18 protein-coding genes and 1 pseudogene are annotated in these 20,428 nt (G+C 70.4%); 7 read left to right on the plus strand and 12 right to left on the minus strand.

The window, feature by feature from the left end; translation table 11 throughout:
- Positions 1 to 6: 6 nt before the first annotated feature.
- Positions 7 to 1,122 carry a damage-control phosphatase ARMT1 family protein gene (locus AB0I83_RS11915; protein WP_363304637.1) on the minus strand — a complete coding sequence of 372 codons (1,116 nt, stop codon included), beginning with the start codon at positions 1,120 to 1,122 and terminating at the stop codon, positions 7 to 9.
- 275 nt (positions 1,123 to 1,397) lie between these two features.
- On the opposite strand from AB0I83_RS11915, the gene htpG reads away from it, so the two are divergent.
- Both htpG and AB0I83_RS11925 read left to right on the plus strand, forming a co-directional pair.
- Complete coding sequence (gene htpG, locus AB0I83_RS11920; protein WP_363304476.1) at positions 1,398 to 3,311, plus strand: molecular chaperone HtpG; 1,914 nt, start codon at positions 1,398 to 1,400, stop codon at positions 3,309 to 3,311.
- 362 nt (positions 3,312 to 3,673) lie between these two features.
- Positions 3,674 to 4,468 carry an SGNH/GDSL hydrolase family protein gene (locus AB0I83_RS11925; RefSeq protein ID WP_356532313.1) on the plus strand — a complete coding sequence of 265 codons (795 nt, stop codon included), beginning with the start codon at positions 3,674 to 3,676 and terminating at the stop codon, positions 4,466 to 4,468.
- 251 nt (positions 4,469 to 4,719) lie between these two features.
- Here AB0I83_RS11925 and AB0I83_RS11930 read toward each other — a convergent pair.
- Positions 4,720 to 5,132, minus strand: a pseudogene (locus tag AB0I83_RS11930) (nuclear transport factor 2 family protein).
- A gap of 203 nt (positions 5,133 to 5,335) precedes the next feature.
- Here AB0I83_RS11930 and AB0I83_RS11935 point away from each other — a divergent pair.
- Complete coding sequence (locus AB0I83_RS11935; protein WP_363304477.1) at positions 5,336 to 7,198, plus strand: prolyl oligopeptidase family serine peptidase; 1,863 nt, start codon at positions 5,336 to 5,338, stop codon at positions 7,196 to 7,198.
- A gap of 62 nt (positions 7,199 to 7,260) precedes the next feature.
- Positions 7,261 to 8,076 carry an SURF1 family protein gene (locus AB0I83_RS11940; protein ID WP_363304478.1) on the plus strand — a complete coding sequence of 272 codons (816 nt, stop codon included), beginning with the start codon at positions 7,261 to 7,263 and terminating at the stop codon, positions 8,074 to 8,076.
- 88 nt (positions 8,077 to 8,164) lie between these two features.
- Here the strand turns inward: AB0I83_RS11940 and AB0I83_RS11945 are convergent, their stop codons facing one another.
- From AB0I83_RS11945 to AB0I83_RS11975, 7 genes are all read right to left on the minus strand, one after another.
- The gene (locus AB0I83_RS11945; protein WP_363304479.1) at positions 8,165 to 9,676 is read right to left on the minus strand and encodes a hypothetical protein; all 1,512 of its coding nucleotides are present in this window, start codon (positions 9,674 to 9,676) and stop codon (positions 8,165 to 8,167) included.
- Positions 9,673 to 10,248 carry a SigE family RNA polymerase sigma factor gene (locus tag AB0I83_RS11950; protein ID WP_356532519.1) on the minus strand — a complete coding sequence of 192 codons (576 nt, stop codon included), beginning with the start codon at positions 10,246 to 10,248 and terminating at the stop codon, positions 9,673 to 9,675. The genes AB0I83_RS11945 and AB0I83_RS11950 overlap by 4 nt, the downstream gene beginning before the upstream one ends.
- Before the next feature lie 359 nt (positions 10,249 to 10,607).
- Positions 10,608 to 11,672, minus strand: coding sequence for an aspartate-semialdehyde dehydrogenase (locus AB0I83_RS11955; RefSeq protein ID WP_356532306.1), 1,065 nt, complete (start codon positions 11,670 to 11,672; stop codon positions 10,608 to 10,610).
- Positions 11,669 to 12,940: an aspartate kinase gene (locus AB0I83_RS11960; protein ID WP_356532305.1), complete on the minus strand. Its 1,272-nt coding sequence runs from the start codon at positions 12,938 to 12,940 to the stop codon at positions 11,669 to 11,671. The genes AB0I83_RS11955 and AB0I83_RS11960 overlap by 4 nt, the downstream gene beginning before the upstream one ends.
- 216 nt (positions 12,941 to 13,156) lie before the next feature.
- Complete coding sequence (locus AB0I83_RS11965; RefSeq protein WP_356532304.1) at positions 13,157 to 13,816, minus strand: DUF5063 domain-containing protein; 660 nt, start codon at positions 13,814 to 13,816, stop codon at positions 13,157 to 13,159.
- A gap of 83 nt (positions 13,817 to 13,899) precedes the next feature.
- On the minus strand, positions 13,900 to 14,499 hold the full coding sequence (gene recR, locus AB0I83_RS11970) for a recombination mediator RecR (protein WP_356532303.1): 600 nt from the start codon (positions 14,497 to 14,499) through the stop codon (positions 13,900 to 13,902).
- Between the two features lie 61 nt (positions 14,500 to 14,560).
- Entirely contained in the window at positions 14,561 to 14,902 is a 342-nt protein-coding gene (locus AB0I83_RS11975) for a YbaB/EbfC family nucleoid-associated protein (RefSeq protein WP_356532517.1), read from the minus strand.
- A 360-nt stretch (positions 14,903 to 15,262) separates the two neighbouring features.
- Here AB0I83_RS11975 and AB0I83_RS11980 point away from each other — a divergent pair, with 360 nt between their 5' ends.
- Positions 15,263 to 16,051: an SLATT domain-containing protein gene (locus AB0I83_RS11980; RefSeq protein ID WP_356532301.1), complete on the plus strand. Its 789-nt coding sequence runs from the start codon at positions 15,263 to 15,265 to the stop codon at positions 16,049 to 16,051.
- 175 nt (positions 16,052 to 16,226) lie between these two features.
- On the opposite strand, the gene AB0I83_RS11985 is transcribed toward AB0I83_RS11980, so the two are convergent.
- From AB0I83_RS11985 to AB0I83_RS11995, 3 genes are all read right to left on the minus strand, one after another.
- Positions 16,227 to 16,877, minus strand: coding sequence for a hypothetical protein (locus AB0I83_RS11985; RefSeq protein ID WP_356532299.1), 651 nt, complete (start codon positions 16,875 to 16,877; stop codon positions 16,227 to 16,229).
- A 98-nt stretch (positions 16,878 to 16,975) separates the two neighbouring features.
- A complete protein-coding gene (locus AB0I83_RS11990) occupies positions 16,976 to 17,689 on the minus strand; it encodes a GntR family transcriptional regulator (protein WP_363304480.1) in 714 nt (237 codons plus the stop codon).
- Positions 17,690 to 17,778: 89 nt separating this feature from the next.
- Complete coding sequence (locus AB0I83_RS11995) at positions 17,779 to 19,152, minus strand: aspartate aminotransferase family protein (RefSeq protein WP_363304482.1); 1,374 nt, start codon at positions 19,150 to 19,152, stop codon at positions 17,779 to 17,781.
- A gap of 177 nt (positions 19,153 to 19,329) precedes the next feature.
- On the opposite strand from AB0I83_RS11995, the gene AB0I83_RS12000 reads away from it, so the two are divergent.
- Together AB0I83_RS12000 and AB0I83_RS12005 are read left to right on the plus strand one after the other, a co-directional pair.
- The gene (locus tag AB0I83_RS12000) at positions 19,330 to 19,941 is read left to right on the plus strand and encodes a DJ-1/PfpI family protein (protein WP_363304483.1); all 612 of its coding nucleotides are present in this window, start codon (positions 19,330 to 19,332) and stop codon (positions 19,939 to 19,941) included.
- Positions 19,938 to 20,423, plus strand: a complete 486-nt coding sequence (locus AB0I83_RS12005) for a MarR family transcriptional regulator (protein ID WP_363304485.1) — start codon at positions 19,938 to 19,940, stop codon at positions 20,421 to 20,423. Before AB0I83_RS12000 ends, AB0I83_RS12005 begins: the two co-directional genes overlap by 4 nt.
- The last annotated feature ends 5 nt before the right edge of the window (positions 20,424 to 20,428 follow it).

Below are 20,428 nucleotides of genomic sequence, written 5' to 3' on the forward strand. Positions count from 1 at the left end.
GGCTGCTCAGCCTCGACCGGCGCCCACCTGGACCAAGGCGTGCGTCCCACTCGTGCGCCAGGCATGTCCGGACTCCTCCAGCCGCTCCAGGGTCCGCGGGTCCAGGCCCACGACGACGTCGGACTTCAGCGTGCGCAGCGTCGCCACAGCCCCCGGGAAGTACGCCGTGACATCGGCGAACGGCGTGGTCGGCGGCCAGAGCCGGTCACCCACGAGCCGCCGGTAGTTGAGGTCGCCCTTCAGGATCGTCAGGGTGGCGCCTGCCAGCTCCGCCCGGAGCTCATCGGGCATCAGCTCGTACGGGAAGGGCGCGCAGAAGAACGCGTGGGTACGCACTTCGAGCCGGCCCGACGTCATCGCGTCCCGGAGCCGCGCACCGGCCCTCCCCGCTTCGCCGGGAGCCTCTCCCAGGCGGCGCAGGCAGTCGACGACATCGGCCGTCATCGCGTCGGAGACGTAGTACGGGTGGGGCTTGACGTGGAGCACCACCCTTTCCGCACGGCCGTGTCGGAGCAGATGGTCGATGAGCACCAGGTCGGGGATGAGCTCGCGTCCGGTGTTGTCCGCGATGACCGCGACGGCAGAACTCTGCCCGGCCGGCAGGAGCGACCACAGCTCCCCGGTGCCGTCGGACACCAGGCTGCGATCGGGCTCACCGAGGGAGGAATCACCGGCCGGGCCGCGAAACCCCAGGTCCGCCCGGTTGCCCCAGAGTGAGGCCTGGAGCAGAGCGGCCGCCCGTTCGTCCTCGGGGAGGCCGGCGAGTGCGTCCAGGGCGCGGAGCTCCTCGTCCACCGTGCCGCCGGACAGCTCGGCCCGCTTGAAGGGCGCGAAGGGGTCGATACCCTGCCACGGGCCTTCAGCGAAATAGCCGACGGCCTGAAGGAGTCTGCGGTAGAAGTAGCTCTCCGCCCAGAGGAACGGGGCCTCGAACCAGGGGCGCCCGAAGTGCCCACGCCCCCACCCGAGCCAGAGTTCACGGCCGGGGTCCTCCGGTCCGGGCGGTTCGACGACACCGTGGACGATCTCGTGCAGCAGGTCGTCGAGGGCGCGGTGCTGTTCAGGCCCGTACGGGAAGGCTTCCCGCACCTGTTCGACGAGCGCCGGATGGCGCTCGGCCATGACCCCCCGGGCGAAGGTGCCGGGTACCTGACACGTGATCACCGGTGGCAGGCCGGGGGTTGCCCCGAGAGCCGTTCGCGCATCGCCCATGCGCACAGTCTGCCTGGTCGGGGCGTCCGTCCCCGTCCTGGATCACCCGAGTCCGCCGCCCACATCCACGACGCCGGGGCTCTCTGAGGTCAACAGCCTTGCCTCACGCGGCACATGAGTGCTCCGGGGTCTGGTTACGATATGTGTCGACTCAGATCAATTACCCAGAAAGGGAAACCGCACCCATGCCGGCCGAGACATTCGAGTTCCAGGTAGAAGCGCGTCAGCTCCTACAGATGATGATCCATTCGATTTACTCGAACAAGGACGTGTTCCTGCGCGAGCTCATTTCCAACTCTTCGGACGCGCTGGACAAGCTGCGACTGGAAACCCTCCGTGACGAAAACCTCGGGGCGGACTCGTCCGACCTGCATATCGCCATCGAGGCGGATCAGGAGAAGCGCACACTGACCGTGCGCGACAACGGCATCGGAATGTCGCACGACGAGGTCGTGCAGCTGATCGGAACCATCGCGAATTCCGGTACGGCCAAATTCCTCCAGGAGTTGAAGGAGGCCAAGGACGCCGCAGCGTCCGAGGAGCTCATCGGCCAGTTCGGTGTGGGTTTCTATTCGAGCTTCATGGTCGCCGACGAGGTCACCCTGCTGACCCGGCGCGCGGGCGAGGAGAAGGGCACCCGCTGGCAGTCCGGCGGCGAGGGCACCTACACCGTCGAGCCCGTCGACGACGCCCCGCAGGGCACCTCGGTCACGTTGCGGCTCAAGCCGGAGGACACCGAGGACAAGCTCTTCGACTACACCTCGCCCTGGAAGATCAGGGAGATCGTCAAGCGCTACTCGGACTTCATCACCTGGCCGATCCGCATGGCGGCGGTGTCGGGCGAGGAGGGCGCCGAGCCCGGGACCGAGACGGTCAACTCGATGAAGGCCCTGTGGGCACGGTCGAAGGACTCCGTGACCGATGAGGAGTACAGCGAGCTGTACAAGCACATCAGCCACGACTGGACCGACCCGCTCGAAACCATCCGCATGCAGGCGGAGGGGACCTTTGAATATCAGGCACTTCTCTTCCTGCCGTCACACGCACCGCAGGACCTGTTCATGCAGGACCACAAGCGCGGAGTGCAGCTCTATGTGAAGCGCGTGTTCATCATGGACGACTGCGAAGCCCTCATGCCGACCTACCTCCGTTTCGTGAAGGGTGTGGTCGACGCCCAGGACCTCTCGCTCAACGTGTCGCGGGAAATCCTGCAGCAGGACCGCCAGATCGAGATGATGCGGCGCCGCCTGGTCAAGAAGGTGCTCTCGACGGTGAAGGACATGAGGTCCAACGCCCCCGAGAAGTACACGGCCCTGTGGAAGGAATTCGGCCGGGTCCTCAAGGAGGGGCTGTTCCAGGACTTCGAGAACCGCGACGCCATCCTGGAGATCTCCTCGTTCTCCTCGACCAGGGACGAGGAGGAACCGACCACCCTGCGCTCGTACGTGGAGCGGATGAAGGAGGGCCAGGAGCAGATCTTCTACATGACCGGCGAATCGCGCGCCGCCATGGAGAGCTCGCCCCACATGGAGGCGTTCCGGGCCAAGGGCTTCGAGGTCCTCCTGCTGACCGACCCCGTCGACGAGGTCTGGGTCCAGTCCGTGCCGGAGTTCGACGGCAAGCCGTTGCAGTCCATCGCCAAGGGCGAGGTCGACCTGGACAGCGACGAGGAGAAGAAGGAGGTCGAGGCCGAGCGCGAGAAGCAGCAGCAGGACTACGCCGGTCTTCTGACCTGGATGACGGAACAGCTGGCCGACACCGTGAAGGAGGTGCGGCTCTCCTCCCGGCTGACCGTCTCTCCGGCCTGCATCGTGTCCGACACGCACGACGCCACCCCCGCCCTGGAGAACATGTACCGCGCCATGGGCCAGGAAGTGCCGCACACCAAGCGCATCCTGGAGCTCAACCCCTCGCACGCCCTGATCAGCGGGCTGAAGAAGGCACACGCGTCGAAGGGCGACGACTCCGACTCCGCCACCGAGCTGACCGAGACGGCCGAGCTCGTCCACGGGCTGGCCCTCCTCTCGGACGGCGGCGAGCTGACCGACCCCTCCCGCTTCAGCAGGCTGATGGCGGACCGGCTGGAGCGCACGCTGTAGAGCTGAACCCACACCCATGACTGCGGCCGCCAGGACTCCTGGCGGCCGCAGTCATGCGACGGCCCGGAGCGGGCGTGACGACGGCGCGGAGGTGTCCCGCGGCGCCCGGTCCGGGAGGACGGACGCCCGCTGGGAGCGGCTCACAGGAGTCACGCAGAGTTTCGACTCGACCCGCAACTTCACTCATTCGAGGGCCTGTTGAAGGTTTATCTACGCGCGGAGCATCGACCACCGAACGATCATTCGGGCATATCAGACGACTTCTTCCGAGAGCACTTACCGACGGGTACCGGGAGCTGCTACAAACGTGCTCGCCCCACGAACTCCCCACTCACCCCCCACATTTCGAAGGGCTGGCAGCCATGTCAGTACGCACCTTCCGGGCTTCCGTCTTCACTCTCGCGATCGCCGCCGTGGCCGCACTCGGCTTCGCGCAACCAGCCTCCGCCGCAGGGGCCGACTACGTCGCTCTCGGTGACTCCTACTCCTCCGGAGTGGGAGCCGGGAGCTACACGTCGGACAGCGGCGACTGCCTGCGCAGCACCAACGCCTACCCGTACCTCTGGAAGAACGCGAACGCCCCCTCGTCGTTCAAGTTCGTCGCCTGCTCGGGTGCGACGACGTCCTCCGTGGCGAGCAGTCAGCTGAGCGCGCTGACTTCGTCGACCACGCTCGTCAGCATCACGGCCGGTGGCAACGATGTCGGCTTCGCCGACGTCATGCAGACCTGCGTCCTGCAGAGCGAGGCAACCTGTGTGAGCCGGGTGAACACGGCGATCTCGCAGGCGCAGAACACACTGCCGGGGGCGCTCGACTCGCTGTACGCGGGCATCCGCTCGCGTTCGCCGCAGGCCCGCGTGGTCGTCCTGGGCTACCCGCGCTTCTACCAGCTGTCGGGTAGCTGCATCGCCGGGCTCACGGAGACCGAGCGCGGAGCGATCAACAACGCCTCCGACGTGCTCAACGGAGTCCTCGCCAAGCGGGCGGCGGACGCGGGGTTCACCTTCTCCAGCGTGGTGGACGAGTTCACCGGGCACGAGCTCTGCTCCGGTGACGCCTGGATCCACAGCGTGTCCATCCCCATCACCAACTCCTACCACCCCAAGGCCGTCGGGCAGTCGAACGGCTACCTGCCGGCCTTCCGCTCCGCGGCATAGCCCTTCGGGGCGCTGCGGACAACAGCGCCCGCTGACGCTTCTGCCCGCCCGGTCCACTCGGCGGCATCACCGGGTCGTCCCCGGAGGTGCCGCCGCGCCGGTGTCAGCGGGCGAGGGGACCGGGCGGGGGCACCGCACCCGCAGCGCTCCGGGCCCCGCCCCGTGCGGCACCCCAGGTCACTGGACGCGCCCTGTCCTGCCCCGTCGCCCACGGCCTCGCGTCGTTCCGGACGCCGGCCCGTCCGCCGGCCTCAATACCGCTCGACGAGGTGCTCGCGGCCGGCCGGAGGCTCGTACGGCTCGGGCCAGAAGTCCGTCACCTCCGTGATCCGGCCGCCGGCGTCGAAGCTGAAGAAGTGGACGGCGGGCATCTCCTCCGACCCGACGGTGCACACCGTCCGGACGGCGGCCTGCCGCCCCTCCCCGGGTCGGCCACTATTCGCTCGACCCGGACGTGCCAGTCCCCCGGGTACTCCTGGTTGAACCGGACGTACCGCTCCCTGCCGAGGATCCGCTCCCGGCTCTGCGGAAGGTCGTACACCACGTCGTCGGCGAGGGTGGCGGCGAACGCGTCCCAGTCACGGGCGTCCGCCGCGGCCAGATGCGCCTCCACCGCCGCACGAACCTCCGCGGCTCCCCACTTCTGCCCGGCTCCCCGGGCCATCTCCGTCATGCCCCCGAGTGTGGCGCACACCACTGACAGCCGGCGGTCGGTCGGCCGGGGCGTCCGCCACGGGCGCGGGTCTCGCGCGTGCTGCCGGGAACCGCTGGCGCGCGCGCCGGAAAGTTACCCACAGGCTGGGGTTACGTGTGGACAGTTGTCCACAGGCTGCCCGGCGTCACGGCCACATCGGGTTGGATGGGGCCATGAGCGACACACAGAACGAAGCGTCAGTGCCCGAGCGGGAGCAGGAGCCGCCACAGTGGGAGCAGCGTTTCCGCGCTGCCCGGGTGTCCCTGCCCGACTGGGCCGAGGACGCCCCGGACCGCGCCCTCTTCGTCTCGAACGCCACCGGCACCTACGAGCTGTACGCCTGGGACCGGGTGACCGGGAAGCAGCGTCAGGTCACCGACCGGCCCAACGGGACGACCGACGGAGTGCTGACGCCGGACGGCGAGACGGTCTGGTGGTTCGCCGACACCGACGGCGACGAGTTCGGCGTGTGGATGCGGCAGCCCTTCGACGGCGGTGCGGACGAGACGGCCGCGCCCGGCCTCGAGCCCTCCTACCCGGCCGGGCTGGCGATCGGGCGGGACGGCACGGCGGTCATCGGCCGCTCGACCGACGAGGACGGCACGACCGTTCACCTGGTGCGCCCCGGGAAGGGAGCGGTCGTGATCTACCGGCACCGGGAGTCCGCCGGAGTCGGGGACCTCTCCCACGACGGGACCCTGATCGCCCTCGAACACACGGAGCACGGCGACGCGATGCACTCCGCTCTGCGGGTGGTGCGCCCCGACGGCTCGACGGTCGCCGAGCTGGACGACACCGAGGGCGGCACGAAGGAGCTGGGCCTTTCGGTGCTGGGCTTCGCCCCGGTGGCAGGTGACACCCGGCTGCTGGTCGGGCACCAGCGGCGCGGCCGATGGGAGCCGATGATCTGGGACCCGGTCGCCGGGACGCAGACGGACCTGCCGATCGATCTGCCCGGTGACGTGGGCGCCGAGTGGTACCCGGACGGTTCGGCGCTGCTGGTCGAGCACAGCTTCGAGGCACGCAGCGAGTTGTGGCGCCACGAGCCGGGTTCAGCGGACGCGGTGCGGGTCGAGACGCCTGCCGGCACGGTTTCGGGCGCCACGGCACGCCCCGACGGCACGGTCGAGTACCTCTGGTCGTCGGCAGCGCAGCCACCCGTCGTGCGGTCCACGAACGGCACGGTCGTCCTCGACCCGCCCGGAGCGAAGGCGCCGGCCTCGGTGCCGGTGCGCGACGTCTGGGTCGACGGTCCGGGAGGCCGGGTCCACGCCTTGGTCCAGACGCCGGCCACCGGTGACGGGCCGTTCCCCACGGTCTTCGAGATACACGGCGGACCGACCTGGCACGACAGCGACGCCTTCGCATCGGGTCCCGCCGCCTGGGTGGACCACGGCTTCGCCGTCGTGCGGGTCAACTACCGCGGCTCGACCGGTTACGGCCGTGCCTGGACGGACGCGCTGAAGCACCGGGTCGGCCTGATCGAACTCGAGGACATCGCGGCGGTCCGGGAGTGGGCGGTCGAATCGGGGCTCGCGGACCCGGAACGGCTGGTGCTGGCCGGCGGCTCGTGGGGCGGCTATCTGACCCTGCTCGGTCTCGGCACGCAGCCTGACGCCTGGGCCCTCGGGCTGGCAGCGGTCCCGGTCGCGGACTACGTCACCGCCTACCACGACGAGATGGAGGCTCTGAAGGCGATGGACCGCACTCTTCTGGGCGGCACCCCGGAGGAGGTGCCCGAGCGCTTCGAGGCGTCGTCCCCCCTGACGTACGTCGACGCCGTGCGCGCACCCGTCTACATCTCGGCCGGCGTCAACGATCCGCGCTGCCCGATCCGCCAGGTGGAGAACTACGTGGACCGCCTCGCGGCCCGGGGCGCCGTCCACGAGGTGTACCGGTACGACGCGGGTCACGGCTCGCTCGTCGTGGAGGAGCGCGTCAAACAGGTCCGGCTGGAACTGGACTTCACACTGCGGCACCTGGGTCCGGCGCAGGGCGTCGACCGGGCCGGGGAGGGGCGGGGGCCGACGGCATAAGGTCCGGATAAATGGTGCACCCCGCTCCGGAGGCCCGGACGGCGGAACCGTACCGTGGAGGGGTGTACCGGTTCCTGCTGACCCCGCGATGGTGGGGGATCAACCTCTTCGTCGTGCTGGCCATACCGTTCTGCGTGTTCATGGGCACCTGGCAGCTCGGCCGCTTCGAGGACCGCGTCCAGACCCATGAGGAGGCCGAGGAGCGCCCGGATCCGGGTACCCGCGCCGCGAAACCGCTCGACGAGCTGCTTCCGGTGAGCACGGAGACCTCCGGACGCCCCGCCATGGCGACCGGGACCTACGCCGACCAGTTCCTCGTCCCCGGGCGCAAGCTGGACGACCGCAGCGGTTTCTACGTGCTCGACATGCTGCGCACCGACGGCGGCAAGGCCCTGCCCGTCGTACGGGGCTGGCTGCCGGGGACACCCGGCAGCGCCGAGGTCCCGGCGGCACCGGCCGGTGTGGTGACCGTGACCGGCGATCTGCAGGCTTCCGAGAACAGTGGCAGCAAGGGCGTGGACGTCACGGGCGGACTCCCCGAGGGGCAGCTCGGCATGATCAGCGCCGCGTCCCTGGTGAACCTCGTCCCGTACGACGTGTACGACGCCTGGGTGACCCTGCCCGAAGCCGGTCCGGGAAGTCCGGGCGGTCAGGGAAGCTCGGGTGGTCCGGGCGGTTCGGGCGGCGGTATGGAGCCGGTGCCGGCCGCGGCGGCTCAGGGCAGCGGACTCGACCTGAAGGCGTTCCAGAACCTCGGTTACACCGGCGAGTGGTTCGTCTTCGGAGGCTTCGTCCTCTTCATGTGGTTCCGGTTGGTCCGCCGTGAGGCGGAGGCCGCTCGCGACGTCGAGCTGGGACTCGCGGCCGACGCCGACTGAACTACACCGAGGTACGACAGCGAGGTACGGAGATGGGCGGGGGCCCGCCCGAACCCGGCAGGTTCGGGCGGCCCCCGCCCATCTCCGGCTACGAGGCTTCCAGGACGCCCGTGCGGTAGATCGTTCCGGCGCAGGCGTTGGAGATCGTGGTCTCCGCTGTCGGCGCTCCCGTCTCCGGTGTGTGTGTGACCGCGATACTGCCGTCCGCCGGGCCCTCGTCGGCGCTGCCGAACTGCGCGGCGGTGTCCGCCGTCCCCGCGGTGGTCCCGGTGCTGTCGCCGCCGCCTCCGACTCCGTCGGTGGGCGTGGGGCTGGGCGAGCCGCCGGTGGTCGGGCAGGTGTCCGACGGCACCCAGGCGAAGCGGACCTCGTAGGCCATCGCCGGCTTGAGGAACACCGTGCCCGGCTCCAGGGAAGGATCGGGCAGGCCGCCGGCAGGGTCGCCCGCAGTGTGCTGGACGACGCTGATCTTCAGCGGGTCGGCCGCACCCGCCGCCTGGAAGCCGACCGTGCCGTTGGTGGTCACCGAGCAGGAACTGCCGGACACGTTGGCGATCCTGAACGTTCCGTACACGGTGCCGTTGGCGCCTGCGGCGCCTGCCTCCGCGGAGGCGATACCCAGTTGACCGGGGTCGCAGGCCGTGGCGGCGGCGGTCTTCCCGCCCGGGGTGTTGTCGAGGGACTCGCTCCCGCTGCCCTCGGCATCGGGGTCGGAGCCTTCGGCCGGGGCCGAGGAGTCGCCGCCCTCGCCTTCCGCCCCCGCGCTCCGGTGGTCCTCGGGCCCGGCCGACTCCTGGACGCCGGACCCGGAGCCCGCGTCCTCGCCGCTGCCCCCCTGCGCCTGCTGGCCGTGCCCGGCGATGGCCGGGTCGGCAGTGACCGAGCCGTCCGAGTTCGCCACATGCACGAAGGCGGGGACCGCCGTACCGATCAGCAGTGCCGCAGCGGCCGCGCCCACCACGGCCTGACGCCGCCGGGCGCGCCGCGCCGGCACCGCGCGACACAGGTGGTCGAGGGTGCCGTCCGAGGGCTCAAGGCCGTGGACCGCCCCGCGCAGCATCCGGCGCAGCTCGGCCTCGTCCAACTTCCCGGCGTCCTCCCCTGCGTCGGAGACACCCCTCGGGACACGACCGAAGTCTCCGCCACGGGTGCTGGCGGTCCCGGCTCCGAAGAGCGCGGTCAGCGTGCCACCGGGACCACCGTCGCCGGACGCCTCACCGGCGCCGGGCACGGGACCACCGGCGGCGGAAGCGGGGCGACGGCCGACGGACGCGGGGCCATCGCCGTCCTCGACGTCGCGGGGCGCGGAACCGTCCACGGACCCGGAACCATCCGCGGAGCCGGACCCGGAACCGTCCACGGACCCGGAACCGCCACCGGGCACCGGACCACCGGCGGGTGCGCCACCACCACTGGCTGGTGCACCACCACCGGCGGCCGTTGGGGCCGCTTCCGCGCCGTCGACCGCGCCGCTGTCGTCCTTGTCCTGCTTACGTTCACCGTCCTGCTCGGGATCGGTGTTCGGGTTGCCGTCCAGCCCGTCGTTCACAATTCCGTTTCCAGTCCGGTCATCGTCGTGCCTGTTCTCGGGCCCGTTCATGACTGCGCCTCCATCACAAGGCGCAGTGCCGCGATACCCCGGGAGCCGTACGCCTTCACCGAACCGAGCGATATGCCCAGCGCCTCGGCGACCTGAGCCTCCGTCATGTCCGAGAAGTAGCGCAGCACCAGCACCTCGCGCTGGCGGCGCTGCAGCCCCTTCATCGCCTTGATCAGGGCGTCCCGCTCCAGCTGGTCGTACGCCCCCTCCTCCGCGCTCGCCATGTCGGGCATCGGCTTGGAGAGGAGCTTCAGGCCGAGGATGCGCCGACGCAGCGCGGAGCGGGAGAGGTTGACCACGGTCTGCCGGAGATACGCGAGCGTCTTCTCGGGTTCACGCACCCGGTTCCGCGCGGAGTGCACCCGGATGAACGCCTCCTGCACCACGTCCTCGCAGGACGCGGTGTCGTCCAGCAGCAGGGCGGCCAGGCCCAGCAGCGAACGGTAGTGGGCGCGATAGGTCTCGGTCAGATGATCGACCGTCGTTCCCGCAGCCACCGTCTCCTCAGCGCCCTCGCGCTGCGAAGGCAGCCGGGTGGGACGCGCGGCGGGCATGGGCGCGATCACCGGCATACCGCCGGGTGCGCGGGGCCGCCGGAGCGGGCGCACCGAAGCGCCTCGCAACGGGCCCACCACTGTGATGTCGAGAACCTCTGCCACGCCAGTTGGACACTCATCCCCCCGTCAGGGTTGTACGCCAACGGCACCACGTTCGATGCGGTGCGACATGCCCTCATCCGTACCCGCTCTTCCCCAAATGCCCCGAAAACACATCCAGTCACGCAAGAAGTGACGACGTAGACGCGCCGCATCCGACCAACGGTTGCAGAAGCTCAGGAGATCATCGTCGGATACGACAACACCCCAGCTCAAGAGGTTCAGATCAGCGAATTGCCCACAGGGCTCACACAGATCCTACAAAAGAGGTTCGATCAGGTCCGGGAAAATTCTCCGGCCAGGGACTCGGCGATCTGGGCCACGTTGAGGGCCGCACCCTTTCGGAGGTTATCTCCGCAGATGAACATCTCGACGGCGTGCGGATCGTCCATCGACTGCCGCACCCGCCCGACCCAGGTCGGGTCGGTGCCCACCACGTCCGAGGGCGTGGGGAAGTCGCCGGCAGCCGGGCTGTCGAAGAGCACGACGCCGGGCGCGGTCGCCAGGACCTCGTGGGCGCGGTCCACGGCGACCTCGTTCTCGAAGCGGGCGTGCACCGACATGGAGTGCGCCGCGACGACGGGGACGTAGACACAGGTGGCGGTGACCTTGAGGCCGGGCAGACCCAGGACCTTCCGGCACTCCTCGCGGATCGCCAGTTCCTCCGACGACCAGCCGTCGCCCGCGTCGGTCCCCGCCCACGGGACCACGTTCAGGGCCACCGGGGCGGCGAAAGGGCTCTTCTCCCCGTCGCCCAGAGCCCGCCGCACATCCCCGGGCCGTGTGCCCAGCTCCGTGCCCGCCACCAAGGCGAGCTGCTCGCGGAGCGCGGTGACGCCGTCCCGGCCCACGCTGCTCACCGCCTGGTACGAGGAGACGATCAGTTCCCGCAGACCGAATTCGGCGTGCAGCGCACCGACCGCGACGATGAGCGAGAGGGTCGCGCAGTTCGGGGACGCGACGATGCCGCGCGGCCTGCGCCGCACGGCATGGGAGTTGATCTCGGGCACGACGAGGGGCACGTCGTCGTCCAGCCGGAACGCCGCCGAGTCGTCCACGACCACGGCGCCCCGGGCAGCGGCGACCGGGCCCCACTGCGCGGACACCTCGTCCGGCACCAGGAAGAGGGCGACGTCCACACCGTCGAACACGTCCTCGGAGATCGCGAGGACCTCGGTCGCCCGGCCTCGGACGACCAGCTCGGTGCCGGCCGCACGCGGGGAGGCGACGAGTCTGACCTCGCCCCAGACGTCCGCGTGCTCCGAAAGGATCTGGAGCATGACGCCGCCGATCACCCCGGTCGCACCCACGACCGCGAGCGAAGGGCGGCGCACGGTCATCGGCCGGTGCCTCCGTAGACGACGGCCTCGTCGGAGTCGCTGTCGAGACCGAAGGCGGTGTGCACGGCGCGCACGGCCTCGTTGACGTCGTCGACCCGGGTGACCACCGAGATGCGGATCTCGGACGTCGAGATCAGCTCGATGTTCACGCCGACGTCGGACAGCGCCTCGAAGAAGCCGGCGGTGACACCGGGGTTGGTCTTCATGCCGGCGCCGACGAGGGAGATCTTCGCGATCTGGTCGTCGTAGCGCAGCGACTCGAACCCTATGCCGGTGCGGTTGCGCTCCAGGGCGTCGATCGCCTTGCGGCCCTCCGCCTTGGGCAGCGTGAACGTGATGTCCGTCAGCCCGGTCGTGGCGGCGGAGACGTTCTGCACCACCATGTCCATGTTGATCTCGGCGTCCGCGATGGCGCGGAAGATGGCGGCGGCCTCGCCCGGCTTGTCGGGCACGCCGACGACCGTGACCTTGGCCTCGGAGACGTCGTGGGCGACTCCGGAGATGATGGCGTGCTCCACCTGCTGGTCCCCTTGCGGCTCGTTGCTGACCCAGGTGCCGCGGAGTCCGGAGAAGGACGAGCGGACATGGATCGGGATGTTGTAGCGGCGTGCGTACTCGACACAGCGGTGCAGCAGCACCTTGGAACCGGACGCCGCCAGTTCCAGCATGTCCTCGAAGGAGATCCAGTCGATCTTCCGGGCCTTCTTCACGACCCGGGGGTCGGCGGTGAAGACACCGTCCACATCGGTGTAGATCTCACAGACCTCCGCGTCGAGCGCGGCGGCCAGCGCGACGGCGGTCGTGTCCGAGCCGCCGCGCCCGAGGGTCGTGATGTTCTTGCCCTCCTGGCTCACGCCCTGGAACCCCGCGACGATGGCGATGTTGCCCTCGTCGATCGAGGTCCGGATGCGGCCCGGCGTGACATCGATGATGCGCGCTTTGTTGTGGACCGAGTCGGTGATGACACCGGCCTGGCTTCCGGTGAACGACTGGGCCTCATGGCCCAGGTTCTTGATCGCCATGGCCAGCAGGGCCATGGAGATCCGCTCTCCGGCGGTCAGCAGCATGTCGAACTCACGCCCGGCAGGCATCGGGGATACCTGCTCGGCGAGATCGATCAACTCGTCCGTCGTGTCGCCCATCGCGGACACCACGACAACCACCTGGTTGCCGTTCTTCTTGGCGTCCACGACTCGCTTGGCGACGCGCTTGATGCCTTCGGCATCGGCTACGGAGGAGCCTCCGTACTTCTGCACGACAAGGCCCACGTGCGCTCCTCGCTCAATAATGGTGCGGTCGGCTCAGTTTAACGAGCAGCCCGGAATCGACCTGTCGATACCGGATGGTGAGATGTCCCGCCCACCACACGGACGGCAGGTCGCTCCGAACCGCTCGTACGGGGCTGCTGCCCGGCATCTTCGAACCGCACGCCTCTTTGTGTCCCAGGACACAGCGGGGCGCAGGGCGAGTAAAGCCGCGGACCGCTACAGAACGGGCCGCAGGCCGAGCGGCCCGCCGATCTCCGCGGCCATCACGCGGCCCGCTTCCTCCGCCAGGTCACCGTCACCGGGGTCCTGGTCCGTGTCCAGCCCGTCGAGCTCCTGGAGCGGCTGGTTCAGCCGGATGTGGGCGATCAGCGACTGCAGGGCGCGAAGGGCCGCCGACGCGGTGGAGCCCCAGTTGGAGAAGTACGAGAACTGCCACCACCACATGGCCTCCGCCGTGCGGTCCGCCTCGTAGTGGGCCAGCCCGTGGCCGAGGTCCGTGACCAGGTCGGCCAGGTCGTCGGAGATGCGGTGCGGCACGGGGGGCTTACGGGGCTCGTACGGGTCGAAGACCTCGGAGTAGACGTCGATGGGCTCCAGCAGCTCCGCGAAGCGCTCACGCAGGCCGTCGGCGTCCGGTTCGGGTCCCAGATCGGGCTCGTACCGCTCGTCCGGGAGGATGTCCTGGTAGGCGCCGAGCCTGCCGCCGGCCAGGAGCAGCTGGGAGACCTGGAGGAGGAGGACGGGGACGGCCTTCTCGGGCTCGTCCTCCCTGGACACCTCGGTGACCGCGACGATGAACGTCTTGATCTGGTCCGCGATCTGGACGGCGAAGTCGTCCGGGTCCTGCGTGACGGAATTCAGCGTGGCGTCAGACATCGAGGGGACCTCCCGTGGGCACGGTCGCGAACGGTGGGTAGAAGATAGCGCCGCCGGACGTAAAGCCGCCATCAGATGTCAGGTCACACATCGAGGAGCCGCCTCCCCTCGAAGGCACGGCCGAGCGTGACCTCGTCGGCGTACTCCAGGTCGCCGCCCACCGGCAGTCCGCTCGCCAGCCGTGTCACCCGCAGGCCCATCGGCTTCACCATCCGGGCGAGGTACGTCGCGGTGGCCTCGCCCTCGAGGTTGGGGTCCGTCGCCAGGATCAGCTCGGTGATCGAACCGTCCGCGAGCCTGGCCAGGAGCTCCCTGATGCGCAGATCGTCGGGGCCGACGCCCTCGATGGGGCTGATCGCGCCGCCGAGCACGTGGTAACGGCCACGGAACTCACGGGTCCGCTCGACCGCCACGACGTCCTTGGGCTCCTCGACCACGCAGATGACCGTGCGGTCGCGGCGCGCGTCGCGGCAGATACCGCACTGCTCCTGCTGGGCGACGTTGCCGCAGACCTCGCAGAAGCGGACCTTGTCCTTCACCTCGAGGAGGGCGTGGGCCAGACGGCGTACGTCGGTGGGCTCGGCCTGCAGGACGTGGAAGGCGATCCGCTGCGCGCTCTTGGGACCGACGCCGGGCAGCCTGCCCAGCTCGTCGATGAGCTCCTGAACCACGCCTTCGTACAACGGATCGCCTTTCCTTGTTCCCGCTCGCGCCGCGACCGGTGCGTGCGGGTGGCTGCAGGGGTCAGAACGGGAGGCCGGGCATCCCGCCGCCGCCCAGGCCCTCGGCCAGCGGGCCGAGCTTCTCCTGCTGGAGCTGCTGGGCGTTCTCGTTCGCCGCCTGGACCGCGGCGACCACCAGATCGGCGAGCGTCTCGGTGTCCTCCGGGTCCACGGCGCCGGGGTCGATGACGAGGCCGCGGAGGTCACCGGACCCGGTCACCGTGGCCTTCACGAGGCCGCCGCCGGCCTGGCCCTCGACCTCGGTCCTGGCGAGCTCCTCCTGGGCCACGGCGAGTTCCTGCTGCATCTTCTGGGCCTGCTGGAGCAGCTGCTGCATGTTGGGCTGGCCACCACCGGGAATCACGGTCACTCCTGGCACTTCGACGACGGATTGTTTCGGTACGCCGAGCCTACGTGCTCACCGGACGCCGCGCCCCACCCGCAGGGGAGCAACTCTTTCGAGTGAGTTCCGAAACCGGCCTGCCGCGCTCCTATACCTGACCAGAGGCCGTGCGCACCCGGGAATCCCGCGATTTCGACCCCATGCCCCACCATTCGGCGGTAGGAAGAGGACGCGTATCCCTACGCACACGCACATCGAAGGTAACGCAGAGTTACACGAGTGGGACCCGGTCATATGCCGGAGATCCGTCCCATCCGTGACCGACAACCGTGCCGATCCGCGTCGTCACGCGCCGAGCGCAGAGTGCAGAGGAGTGCCCCGGTGAGTCAGCCGGAGATGCAGCCCGACGGGCAGCCCCGCAAGGAGTCCGGCGCTGGATCCGGCGCGGGTACCGGAACCGAACGGTCCACCACGCGCTACGGTTCGGGCCCCCGGGACCTGACCGGCCGCGCCTTCCCGCTCGGCGACTGGGGCGAGCCCGCCGAACGGCTCGACGAGCTCTACCGCTGGGTCGAGGCCGGCGCCCTGGACACCGCCGACTGGTATCTGCGCGACCGGATCCGCAAGCGGCGCACGGCCCGGCTCCTCCGTGTCGGCACGGCGGTGGGGGTGATCGCGGGCGCGGCCCTCCCCCTGCTCGATCTGACGGGCGAGCTGCACGGGTCGGCGGGCTGGGGCTATCTGTCGCTGCTGCTGGGCGCCGCGTGCATGGGCTGCGACCGGTACTTCGGACTGACCTCCGGCTGGATAAGGAACCTGGCGACGGCGCAGGCCGTGCAGCGGCGCCTCCAGGTGCTGCAGTTCGACTGGGCGTCGGAGTGCGTGCGGGAGATGCTCGGGCCGACCGAGGGCACGGCCAGCGAGGCCGCGGAGCGGTGCCTGGGCGTGCTGCGCCGGTTCTCGGAGGACATCACCGAACTCGTCCGTACGGAGACGGCGGACTGGATGGTGGAGTTCCGGGCCGGGCCCGCGCCGATGGGCATGCAGTCGCTGGTGTCCGGCGGGGCCGGCGGCCGCCCCGAGCCCGGGGTGTCCCACGGCCGGCTCACCATGCCGTCGGTCGCCCGTCCGAACATGCCGCGCCAGAGGCCCCCGGAGCCTCCCCGCTGAGGGGCACGGCACGGGCGGGGCCGGCCCTCGCCGTCCCGCCCGGTCCTCACGTCCACGCCCGGTTCCGGAGACGTCCACGCCCGGCCCTCACCGTCCATGCCCGGTTCCGGAGACGTCCACGCCCGGTTCCGGAGACCCGGTACCGGAGACATACGAGCCCGGTACCGGAATCCGGTCAGCTGAAGATGATCATCGAGCCCTGCGCGAGGCTGCGGGTGGCCGCCGCGTGCAGGCCGAGCCAGACGTGCCGCTCCCGGGCGAACGGACTTTCGTCGTACGGGACCGAGGCGGCCCGCTCCTCCAGCGTCGTCGGCCCGGTCGGCGGAAGCGGGGCGGCCGGGGGGTTGGCCGGGTCTATGCCGATGGACGGGGCGACGAACTCCAGCTCGCGCAGGAGCCCGTGGGCCGAGCCCAGTGGGCCGCCGCCTTCCAGGAGCTGGTCGTTGGAGAGCGGGGCGGGGAAGTCCAGCGGGACGTACGCCCCGGCGTGGTCGTAGTGCCAGACCATGTGCGACGCCTGTGCGCTCTGTTCGAACATCTCCAGCAACTGCTCGTAGTCCCCGCCCAGTTCGTCGACGGGTGTGACGGCGAGCCCGCTCAGCTGGAGCAGGTAGGCGCGGCGCAGGAAGTGCAGGGCGTCGTAGTCGAAGCCCGCGACCGGGGCGACGTCCCCGGTCAGGCCGGGCATGTAGGCGTAGACGGGCACGGGCGGCAGCCCCGCCTCGGTCAGCGCGTTGTCGTAGACGGCGATCTCTTCGGCGAACGGGTTGTCGGGGCTGTGGCACAGCACATCGACGAGGGGGACCAGCCACAGGTCACAGGCCACGAAGTCTCGCTCTCCAACGGGTTCGTGCGATGGTCGGGACAGCGTAATGCGACCGGGACCTCGCGCACAGGGTGTGGGGCGGCGGTGCGCGCCCGGGGTCAGCCGGCGCAGTGACCCGGGTGCGGGGGGTTCCCGGCGGCGAGCCGGTCCGCCCAGCTCAGTCCGTGCGCGTAGTAGTCGTCGAGCACCGTGCGTACGGCGGGTCCGTCGGCGGCCGTGATCGCCTCGACCAATTCCTGGTGGCCGTTCCACAGCCAGTCGCACACGTCGCCGTCACCCCGGAGGTACGGGACGGCGAAGACCCAGGCCTGCATCCGGAGCCGTTGCAGGAAGTCGTTGATGTACGTGTTGCCGATGACCGCGCCGAGCTCCCGCCAGAACCGCAGGTCGTACCCGATGAGTATGTCCAGGTCGCCGCTGCGTGCCGCCCGTGCGGCCTCCTCGGCCCGGCGGCGTACCGAGACGAGGGCGGGCCGGTGGGCGGCGACCACGGCCGGCGCCGAGCCGGTTCCGTCGAAGATCCCACGGAACACGCCGTCTATGACCAGCGCGCGCGCCTCCACCATCGACCGGTAGTCGGCGACGGTGAACTCACGGACCCGGAAACCCCTGTGCTGGTCGGATTCGAGCAGCCCCTGCGCGGAGAGGTCGAAGAGCGCCTCGCGTACGGGGGTCGCGGACACCCCGTACTGCTCGGCGATCTGCTTGACGGTGAACTCCACCCGCGGCCGCATACGCCCAGCGAGGACCTCGTCACGCAGTGCGTCGGCGATCTGCTGCCGCAGCGTGCTGCGGGTCACGCCCGCGCCCATGACGCCCCCTCCCGTTCTCGGCTTGGGTCACCTTAAGCCAGGCGTCCGTCCGGTACCGGTCACGGGGGAGGGCGTCGTTCCGGTGCGTTCTACACGGTGTGCTCGTCGGCGACCGAGAGCGCCGCGTCCAGGGCGGAGAGCCCCTCCTCGGCCTCGGCCTCGGTGATGTTGCAGGCGGGGACCACGTGGGTGCGGTTCATGTTGATGAAGGGCCAGAGGCCGTTCTTCTTGCAGGCGGCGCCGAAGGCCGCCATCGGCGCGTTGGCCTCACCGGTCGCGTTGTACGGGACCAGCGGCTCGCGGGTCTCCCTGTCGCGGACCAGCTCCAGCGCCCAGAACGCGCCGAGCCCCCGCACCTCGCCGACCGACGGGTGGCGCTCGGCGATCTTCCGCAGTCCGGGACCGAGCACGTGCTCGCCGAGGTGCGCGGCGCCCTCGACGGTCCTCTCCTCCTCCATGACCTTGATGGTGGCGACCGCGGCGGCGCAGGCCAGCGGGTGTCCGGAGTAGGTGAGTCCGCCGGGGTAGGGGCGGGTCTCGAAGGTGGCGGCGATCTCGGCGCTGATGGCGACACCGCCGAGCGGCACGTAACCGGAGTTGACGCCCTTGGCGAAGGTGATCAGGTCCGGCACGACCTCGTAGTGGTCGGCGGCGAACCACTGCCCGGTGCGCCCGAATCCGGCCATCACCTCGTCCAGCACGAAGACGATTCCGTACCGGTCGCAGATCTCGCGGACGCCCGCGAGGTAGCCGGGCGGCGGCGTCATGATGCCCGCCGTGCCGGGGATGGTCTCCAGGACCACGGCCGCGACGGTCGCCGGGCCCTCGAAGGCCAGCGTGTCCTCGAGGTGCTGGAGCGCGCGGGCGCACTCCTCGGCCTCGGTGCGCGCGTGGAACGGGGAGCGGTAGAGGAAGGGCGCCCAGAAGCGGACGACGCCCGCCGAGCCGTTGTCGGACGCCCAGCGGCGCGGGTCGCCGGTGAGGTTGATCGCCGTGGCGGTGGCGCCGTGGTACGAGCGGTAGGCGGAGAGCACCTTCGGGCGTCCGGTGTGCAGACGGGCCATGCGGACGGCGTTCTCGACGGCCTCGGCGCCGCCGTTGGTGAAGAAGATCTTGTCCAGATCGCCCGGGGTGCGCTCGGCGATCAGGCGGGCCGCCTCGGAGCGCGCCTCGACAGCGAACGCCGGGGCGAACGTGGCGAGTTTCCCGGCCTGCTCCTGGATCGCGGCGACGACCGCGGGGTGCTGGTAGCCGATGTTGGTGAAGACGAGGCCGCTGGTGAAGTCGAGATAGCGGTTGCCTTCGTAGTCCCAGAAGTACGCCCCCTCGGCGCCGGCGACGGCGAGCGGGTCGATCAGGCCCTGGGCGGACCAGGAGTGGAACACGTGGGCGCGGTCGGCGGCCTTCACGGCCGCGCCCGCTACGGGGTCGACGTACGGGGCGCGAGGGGCATCGGGGGTCATGCGGCGAGCGTAGGCGGTGGTCCCGGCCGTCCTCCATGGCCACTTTGTATGGCGTGGGCCGCCCCGCTCGGCAGGGTGTCGGGTTCCCGTACCGGGTGGCACCGCAAATTGACAGCATGCTGTCATCATGGCAGCCTTCTGTCATACGGTTCCCGCGTTCCGCCACCGGAGGCCACCATGACCGGCACGACCGTCCACCTGGCCGTCTACGACACCTTCGCCGACTGGGAGCCGGGCTTCGCCACGGCACAGCTCACCCGGCACGGTCACACCGTGCGGACCGTCGGCCTCACCACCGCGCCCGTCACCACGATGGGCGGACTCCGCGTCCGGCCCGATCTCGCACTGGGCGTGCTGCGGCCCGAGGACAGCGGGCTGCTGCTCCTCAGCGGCGCGTCGCTCTGGGACACCGGCGGGACACTCGCCCCCTTCGCTCGGGCGGCACGCGCCTTCCTGGACGCGGGCGTGCCGGTGGCCGCCATCTGCGGTGCCACCGCGGGGCTGGCCCGCGAGGGACTGCTCGACGACCGCGCCCACACGAGTGCCGTGTCCCACTACCTCGCGGCCACGGGGTACGCGGGCGGCGGCCACTACGTCGACGCCGACGCGGTGACGGACGCCCCAGGGCCCTCCCGCGGCGCTCTCGTCACCGCCGGCCCCACCGAACCGGTCGCCTTCGCGAGGGAGATCCTCGGGCTGCTCGGGGTCTACGAGGCGAAGAAGCTGGACGCCTGGTTCCGGCTCTTCCACGACTCGGACGCGAGCGCGTACGAGGTGCTCGAAGGATGAGCGGGAAGAGCGGCGAGAACCCCGACCGGTTCAGCCGCACGGCGATCGCGGTGTTCCGGCTCAACGGCAGGTTCCTGTCCGTCGCCGAGGAGCTGGCCGGGCCGGCCGGACTCACGGCGGCCCGCTGGCAGGTGCTAGGCGCGGTCCTGAGCGAGCCGCTCCCCGTCTCCGGCATCGCCCGCGCGATGGGGATCACCCGGCAGAGCGTGCAGCGGATCGCCGACCTGCTGGTGGACCGGGGTCTCGCGGAGTACGTCGCCAACCCGGCCCACCGGCGGGCCAAGCTGCTCCGGCCCACGCCGGCGGGGCGGGCCGCGGTGAGCCGGATCGACCCCGGCCACGCGGAGTTCGCGGCGCGGCTGGCCGGGGAACTGGGTGAGGAGGAGTTCGCGAGGACCGTCGCGGTGCTGGAGCGCCTGTCGGAGGCGATGGACACCCTGACGACCGCGTCCGCGCAGCCACCGGACTCCCCCGGGAACTGACGACG

The sequence above is a fragment of the Streptomyces sp. NPDC049970 genome (assembly GCF_040660235.1).
GTDB lineage: Bacteria > Actinomycetota > Actinomycetes > Streptomycetales > Streptomycetaceae > Streptomyces.

Excerpts from the sequence above, each read along its gene's own strand:
- AB0I83_RS11945 (WP_363304479.1), bottom strand. The coding sequence starts at position 9,676 with ATGAACGGGCCCGAGAACAGGCACGACGATGACCGGACTGGAAACGGA.
- AB0I83_RS11965 (WP_356532304.1), bottom strand. The coding sequence starts at position 13,816 with ATGTCTGACGCCACGCTGAATTCCGTCACGCAGGACCCGGACGACTTC.
- AB0I83_RS11995 (WP_363304482.1), bottom strand. The coding sequence starts at position 19,152 with ATGACCCCCGATGCCCCTCGCGCCCCGTACGTCGACCCCGTAGCGGGC.
- AB0I83_RS12000 (WP_363304483.1), top strand. The coding sequence starts at position 19,330 with ATGACCGGCACGACCGTCCACCTGGCCGTCTACGACACCTTCGCCGAC.
- htpG (WP_363304476.1), top strand. The coding sequence starts at position 1,398 with ATGCCGGCCGAGACATTCGAGTTCCAGGTAGAAGCGCGTCAGCTCCTA.
- AB0I83_RS11950 (WP_356532519.1), bottom strand. The coding sequence starts at position 10,248 with ATGCCGGTGATCGCGCCCATGCCCGCCGCGCGTCCCACCCGGCTGCCT.
- AB0I83_RS11935 (WP_363304477.1), top strand. The coding sequence starts at position 5,336 with ATGAGCGACACACAGAACGAAGCGTCAGTGCCCGAGCGGGAGCAGGAG.
- AB0I83_RS11990 (WP_363304480.1), bottom strand. The coding sequence starts at position 17,689 with ATGGGCGCGGGCGTGACCCGCAGCACGCTGCGGCAGCAGATCGCCGAC.
- AB0I83_RS11925 (WP_356532313.1), top strand. The coding sequence starts at position 3,674 with ATGTCAGTACGCACCTTCCGGGCTTCCGTCTTCACTCTCGCGATCGCC.
- AB0I83_RS11955 (WP_356532306.1), bottom strand. The coding sequence starts at position 11,672 with ATGACCGTGCGCCGCCCTTCGCTCGCGGTCGTGGGTGCGACCGGGGTG.
- AB0I83_RS12005 (WP_363304485.1), top strand. The coding sequence starts at position 19,938 with ATGAGCGGGAAGAGCGGCGAGAACCCCGACCGGTTCAGCCGCACGGCG.
- AB0I83_RS11915 (WP_363304637.1), bottom strand. The coding sequence starts at position 1,122 with ATGGCCGAGCGCCATCCGGCGCTCGTCGAACAGGTGCGGGAAGCCTTC.